Source organism: Prevotella multiformis DSM 16608 (assembly GCF_000191065.1).
Taxonomy (GTDB): Bacteria; Bacteroidota; Bacteroidia; order Bacteroidales; family Bacteroidaceae; genus Prevotella; species Prevotella multiformis.
Genome location: NZ_GL872283.1, coordinates 633,189 through 639,117, shown reverse-complemented (window position 1 = coordinate 639,117; position 5,929 = coordinate 633,189). Strand labels below are relative to the sequence as shown.

The following is a 5,929-nucleotide window of genomic DNA, read 5'->3' as shown; positions in this document are numbered from 1 at the left end:
TTGCCACGTGTAGCCTCTTTCATCGCCACAGCAAATGTCTCGGATGTCTTTAGCGATCCCAGTGGCTGTCGCCGTTTTATAGCGGTTACTCTGACTGATCCAATCCGTCTGCCCGACCGCATAGACTACGAGCAGCTTTATGCGCAGGCAGTTGCCGAACTTGAGGCTGGTAGGCGTTACTGGTTTGATGAGGCTGACACCCAGGAGATTATGGCAAACAACGTTCAGTATCAACAGCGCACACCTGCTGAGGCTCTCTTCTTCGAGTGCTTTTCCATCCCTAAGGACTTGACCAAGAGTGCCTATATGACAGCCGCCTCCATCTTCAGTCTTCTCCGCCAGCGATACGGCAGTCAGCTACACCTGACGAGCCTCTCCCATTTCGGCCGTGTCCTTGCCAACATCCCGAATCTCCACAGCAAGCATTCTTCGCACGGCACAGAGTATTTGGTGGCGGTACAAAGCTGTATAGATCAGTCCGTCAATCCTAACTTAAAACGTTAGTTGCTGCCTGAATAAACTTTCAAAGTTGCTGTCACTACTGTCACACTGCGATACGTTATAAGTCGTTTATAATCTGCTGGTTGCGTGAAGTGTTAAAAGTGACAGCAACTAAAAACAAAACTATGTTTGCTTTATTGATGTTCAAGAATGAAGTGTATTCTTTATAAAAACAACCTTATCTTTTTCTTTATATAGATTTTTTTGCTACCTTTGTAAGACACTATCTAATAGGCGTAGTGACTAAGAACCTGTTTATGGAAGAACATAAAGAGCACAGTAAGAAATCGATTCGATTTTAATTCATAAATAGTATGATAACCGACTTTGAAGAATATATCCGACAGAGCGAACCGCATAAACGAGAGAAAGGTTATGCGTGGCAGACGGCTATTGGCTTGCAGGCCGTTGATGGCTTGAAGACTTCTGATTATTTGCGTGAAACTGCTCGCCAGCATATTGAGGGTGACATCACGATTGAGGAGGTGAAGCAGCTCGTCAATAGCTATTATGAGTCAAAGACTGCTCGTAAGGGGGTCGGGAATAGGACGGAAGAGGCTGATAAAGTTTCGGCTCGTATTACCGAATTGCTATCTGAACAGAGCTTTACGTTCTCGCCATTGGAATATATTTCAATTCATCGTCGTTTGTTTGAAGGCATCTATGAGCATGCAGGAAAGATAAGAGATTATAACATTACGAAAAAGGAATGGGTGTTGAATGGAGAAACGGTACTATATGCTGGTGCTGATAGTATCCGTGAAACGCTGGATTACGACTTTGCCCGTGAAAAAGAATACGATTATAAGCATCATGATATAGCAGAAGCTGTGAGCCATATCTCAAAATTTGTTTCTGACCTTTGGCAAATTCATCCGTTCGGGGAGGGCAATACCCGTACAACGGCAGTTTTTACCATTAAGTATCTGCGTACATTTGGTTTCGACATCAGCAACGAAACCTTTGCTAACTATTCGTGGTATTTTCGTAACGCACTGGTTCGAGCCAACTATAACAATATGCCTAAAGGAGTCTTTGCTACAACACAATACCTTGAAGCATTCTTTCGCAATTTGATATTAGGTGAGCAGAATGAACTAAAGAACAGACTTCTACATATAGAAGCACCAAAGCATTTGGTTCAAAGTGCCAGTCTGGAAGTTCCAAAGAGCCATAATGACACTTTGGATTGCACTTTGGAAGAAGTAGCACTTATAAAGTTTGTCAAGGAGAAACCACAAGCAACGCAAAAGGAAATTGCTGTGCATATAGGTAAGTCTGAGCGAACCGTAAAACGTATGACAACGCGTTTGTCAGAACGTGGCATTATTGAACGCAAAAATGGTAAGCGCAATGGCTATTGGGAGATTAAAAGCAAAGAACTAAACAACTAAAATCCAATTTATTTATGAAACGCTATTCACTTAAAATAAAAGAAATAGAATTACAGCTACATGATGGTAATTATAATCGTCGTGTACAGTATAACGAAAAAGATTTTGATATTCTTGTTATCAGCTTTAAGGAAAAAGCTGACCTTATAAGAAAATTTGCAATCTCTGCAAATTGTTTACCAAATAGTGATTCTATTCATTTGATATTTGATCCCAATACTCACAAGGTAAGTTTCTCACCACAAGAAATAAATACTAGCATTATTAATGATGTTGCAAAATTGCTTTGTTCTGATAAAACATGAGCATTTATGGCAGAAGATAAAGAACAATATAAGAAATCAATTCGCTTCTTCAACGACCGTGAAGTGAGGGCGGTATGGGACGAGGAACACAGTAAGTGGTGGTTCTCTGTGCTGGACATCATTGCTGCGATTAACGAGCAAGATGATTACCAAAAGACGAGAAACTATTGGAAGTATCTCAAAACCAAACTAAGAAAAGAAAATAGTCAGTTGGTTAGTACTACTAACCAACTGAAGCTAAAAGCCTCTGACGGGAAGTCTTATAAGACAGATACGTTTGATGCAGAGGGCGTAACCCTTTTGGCAAAGCATATCAACAATACCAAGGCAACGAGCTTTCTTGACTGGTTCCTCTATAGTGATAACACTATTGACGGACAGAGCAAGAAAAAGGCTTATCAGCTTTTTGAAAGTGGTATCTTGCAAACGGCAGAACCTGGCAGTATTAAGTGTCTGCAACAGATACATGCTTATCTCTTTGGAGGATTGTACGACTTTGCCGGACAAATCCGAACTAAGAATATATCCAAAGGAGGTTTTACCTTTGCTAATTGTATGCACTTCCCCGAAACTCTGCAAACAATAGAACGAATGCCCGAAACAACCTTTGATGAGATAATGGACAAATATGTTGAAATGAATGTAGCGCATCCATTTATGGAAGGCAATGGTCGCAGCACTCGCATTTGGCTTGACCTTATGCTGAAGCGTTCACTAAAACGGTGTGTGGATTGGAGTCAAATAGACAAGAACGAATATTTGTTAGCCATGCGTGAGAGTGTAGCTGATAGCGCACACATCAAGGTTTTGGTACAGCCAGCTCTCACAACCAAGATTAATGACCGAGAAATGTTTATGAAGGGTATTGATTATTCGTATTATTACGAACAAGATGAGTGATATTTAATAATTAGAATGACATTTACTTAATATCCGAATTAACTTATACAATAATCGTAACATGCCCACACAAAGAAATTATGGGAAATATAAAAGCTCTATCCTAAGAGATATCCATCAAGGTAAGGATATAGACTTGTTATCTACAGAATATTATATCCCTCAAGCCCTTATAAAGGAATGGGTAGAAAAAGAGAAACAAGATAATGACCTTGACATTGTCATTAGCGAATTATCAAGTAAAAGTCGTGATAGAATTTCTTTTTTTGAAAAAAACAAAAAGTATTTTAGTGTTTCACATTTTAAAAGAACACTCCCTTATCTCGGATTTTTTGCTGTCATCGCAATAGGAGTCATATTGGCATTTCTCTCTATGTATAAAACATGTGACGTTGCCAATGAAAAAGAAGAAGTTTCTTTAAAGTTAGATACAATACTCGAATCTCATAAAAGAATAGGAATGTCTATTATTAATAGCGAAGAAAAGAAGTTACTATTATTAAAAAATGCAATCCATATACTTAAAAAGATTTCATCTGAAAGACAACCTGTAGAAGTTAGGAAAGTATATCATAAGCAAGTTTATCTAATTAATAACTTAAACCTTCAAAACGACTCCATTTAAGATATGTTTAATTTCTTCTCAAATACATACAGTGCAGTAGTTACAATATTTGCTGCTCTTTTAGGTATTTCATTTCCTTTAATACTGCAGTCTATTCAACGGATAGATGAAAAATATGATTCAGCAGTAATCTCTGATCGTTTTGAAGATGAAAATATCTATAACATTTTTAAGTGGCTTCTCTATATATATGCTGTAATTGTGTGTATTGTTCCATTTATATTAAGCTTTCTTTCAAATGTGGAAATGGAGTATTGGGTAAACAGTTTTTTATTATTATATTTACTATGTATTATAATGACTTTGGTGATCTTGTTTGATAGAATTTCGAAATATTATAATATAGAAAAACTATTAAGCTATTTGTCATCAAAGAAAATAGAAAGTGATATATTGATATTTTGGGATGCTATGAGATTTGCTTCAAAAGCAGAAAATGACAAGATGTATCAGATTGCAATCAGAGAAGTTTTTGGGTATTTTGTGAAAGAGCAAGATAATAATAAGAACAAAAAAGAAATCGTGTATTCAGCCTCCTTATATCAAGTATTGTATGAAATGGGAAGTGCAGTAGGAAATCCTCAACAACAATCTTTTATATATAATCGTAATGATATTATTTCTATTTTGTATGATACTGTTATCACTAACGCTAAAATCTCTCAACAAACGTTTAATCATATTTGGTTTATGCTAAATAATGCTTCTTTCGTTTCGAATACTAACTGGTTAAAAACTTATTGGACATACGCAAATCAATATATGAGATTTAGAAAAATGAAGTGTGATAATGAAGATGAACAAGAATATTTAAAAGAGTTTTATATTTTTAACGTGATGTTTGGTGCTATGTTGACATATCATCGCAATTATTCTACTCTAAATTATATAATGAGTTTTTCACAAAATCTACCATTATCTTTTCCTCTTATTCCTGGTACATTTTCGAAAATTATGGAATGTGTAGATAATATATGTAATATGAATAACCAATGGTTAACACCTATGGTTTTGGAAAGTAAGTATTCTATAAAGGGCCTTGATGAAGGTGTAAATGCAAGCAATGAAATTGCTAAGACCGCATATAAATATTTATCTCTTTTATTTATCCGGTTATGGTCATATAAAGATTATAATATCAATTATAATGAACCACTTGAAATACCTTATATCGATAATAGCATAAATAAAAATGAGCAATTAATAAAATTATCTAAAACTATAAGAGAATATATAGATGCGTGGTATAGTAGTGGGGAGTTAAATAATCTTGGCTTATGGAATCTGCCAAGTAAATCTGATGTTTTAGCATTACTGGATAATTATATTAGCTCTTTAGAAGATATGAATATAGAACTTGATAAGCAAAATGGTTATGACGAAGAGCGTTTGGATTATATATGTAATGATTTCTTAAAATTTAATGCTCAGAATTACATAGAGATTCCAACTCAAGAAGAATTGCCAAGTAAAGAGAATTCAACACATACAACGGTAGAAGTTATTGGTACTATAGATGTTGAAAGGAGATATCTACAAAAAGGGCGAAGTGAAATTTTAGGTGGCGTAGGTGACGGATTAGCAAAGTGTTTGGAATATAATATGAAACATAAGTATTTGCAACTTCTAATACGCTCTTTCACAATAGAGGAGATAAAGATTCAATTAGATAACTTAATTCTAGAATTAGATCGTTTGCAACTGACGAAAGATGATTGTATAATCGAAATAGCCTATAGCAGTGATTTAAGAACAGCTGCTAAAGTTTTTAGGATAATGAATGGTTTCCAGAAATCTGTTTTAGTTTGTAAAATGGCAGATCTACCTTCTTTGGATATCATTGATAGTTCACCCATATCCACAGATAAAAAAATAGATCCATATAATTATATTTATTTAGGGGTAGAAGAACTATCAGATAAATATATTCTATCAGTAAAACAAACTATTAGAATAAATCAAGTAAATGGAAAGCCTAAGGCCTTTTTGTTTACTATTGAGAGATAAAAGTTGGAATGTAATAACATAAATAAAGTGATAACATCCAAGATTGTTTCTAATCAATACTACTCAATTTGAGGAAGTGAAATAATATTACAACCTTGAGGGTGTGTCAAAATGTACACATCCTCTTTTTTATGCACAAAGCCCCGACTTTCTCAAGCCAGGGCTTTGCTATTTCCTAAAGTTTTTGTACCTTTAGG

General features: G+C 35.2%; 6 protein-coding genes. All 6 read left to right on the top strand.

Annotated features, from left to right (window positions below):
• Positions 1-504 (top strand): DUF3874 domain-containing protein (locus HMPREF9141_RS07935; protein ID WP_040554700.1); only part of this gene is annotated, 504 nt, incomplete at its 5' end.
• Positions 505-815: 311 nt separating this feature from the next.
• Positions 816-1,895 carry a Fic family protein gene (locus tag HMPREF9141_RS07930; protein ID WP_007368141.1) on the top strand — a complete coding sequence of 360 codons (1,080 nt, stop codon included), beginning with the start codon at positions 816-818 and terminating at the stop codon, positions 1,893-1,895.
• 14 nt (positions 1,896-1,909) lie between these two features.
• Positions 1,910-2,200 (top strand): hypothetical protein, encoded by a 291-nt coding sequence (locus HMPREF9141_RS13035; protein ID WP_007368140.1) that lies wholly within the window; start codon positions 1,910-1,912, stop codon positions 2,198-2,200.
• A gap of 6 nt (positions 2,201-2,206) precedes the next feature.
• On the top strand, positions 2,207-3,100 hold the full coding sequence (gene fic, locus HMPREF9141_RS07925; RefSeq protein WP_007368139.1) for a protein adenylyltransferase Fic: 894 nt from the start codon (positions 2,207-2,209) through the stop codon (positions 3,098-3,100).
• Between the two features lie 61 nt (positions 3,101-3,161).
• Positions 3,162-3,725 (top strand): hypothetical protein, encoded by a 564-nt coding sequence (locus tag HMPREF9141_RS07920; protein WP_007368138.1) that lies wholly within the window; start codon positions 3,162-3,164, stop codon positions 3,723-3,725.
• A gap of 3 nt (positions 3,726-3,728) precedes the next feature.
• The gene (locus HMPREF9141_RS07915; protein WP_007368137.1) at positions 3,729-5,732 is read left to right on the top strand and encodes a hypothetical protein; all 2,004 of its coding nucleotides are present in this window, start codon (positions 3,729-3,731) and stop codon (positions 5,730-5,732) included.
• Positions 5,733-5,929: the final 197 nt, after the last annotated feature.

What these genes read in the sequence shown, in the direction of transcription:
- HMPREF9141_RS07930 (WP_007368141.1), top strand. Translation starts at nt 816, where the DNA reads ATGATAACCGACTTTGAAGAATATATCCGACAGAGCGAACCGCATAAA.
- HMPREF9141_RS13035 (WP_007368140.1), top strand. Translation starts at nt 1,910, where the DNA reads ATGAAACGCTATTCACTTAAAATAAAAGAAATAGAATTACAGCTACAT.
- fic (WP_007368139.1), top strand. Translation starts at nt 2,207, where the DNA reads ATGGCAGAAGATAAAGAACAATATAAGAAATCAATTCGCTTCTTCAAC.
- HMPREF9141_RS07920 (WP_007368138.1), top strand. Translation starts at nt 3,162, where the DNA reads ATGCCCACACAAAGAAATTATGGGAAATATAAAAGCTCTATCCTAAGA.
- HMPREF9141_RS07915 (WP_007368137.1), top strand. Translation starts at nt 3,729, where the DNA reads ATGTTTAATTTCTTCTCAAATACATACAGTGCAGTAGTTACAATATTT.